Annotated in this window: 1 protein-coding gene; it reads left to right on the top strand. The window is 37.5% G+C overall.

Annotated elements, in window-relative coordinates:
* On the top strand, positions 1 to 452 hold a 452-nt coding region (locus ABFX15_RS12085; protein ID WP_346025643.1), incomplete at its 5' end, for an HTH domain-containing protein.
* Positions 453 to 510: the final 58 nt, after the last annotated feature.

Below are 510 nucleotides of genomic sequence, written 5' to 3'. Positions count from 1 at the left end.
GCGTTGACATGGGAAGAAATTATTTTACAGAGGAAGAGCGAAGAGAACTTGAAGAAAATCCTTTTGTAGAGAAAGCATCAACTAAAGCAGTAACTTACTCAGAGGCATTCAAAGACCATTTCGCTAAAGAAAAAGCTCTCGGAAAAGGACCTACGCAAATTTTTAGAGACGCAGACTTTGATGTGATAGCGTTAGGGAAAGACCGTATAAAGACTTTTTCCAGACGAATTAAAAATATGAGCCATCGCCCAGAAGGATTTATGGATTTACGTAGTGAATCCAGTGGAAGACCCCGTACTAAAGAAAGAACTCAAGAAGAAGAAATCGCACACTTGAAACATAAAGTCGCCCTTCAAAAACAACAGATAGATGCCCTAAAAAAAACAAATTTTATCCATCGGAAGGCCAAGAGGGCTTCACACAAGAAAAATTCCAACTCATTAAAGACCTAACAAAACGAGATCATAATTTGTTAAATATATCATGGCTATGTGAGATTGCTTTAGTTTC

Source organism: Alkalibacterium indicireducens (assembly GCF_039522005.1).
Classification (GTDB): Bacteria; Bacillota; Bacilli; order Lactobacillales; family Carnobacteriaceae_A; genus Alkalibacterium; species Alkalibacterium indicireducens.
Note: the sequence above shows the minus strand (reverse complement) of the source record. Positions and strands in the feature narration are given on the sequence as shown.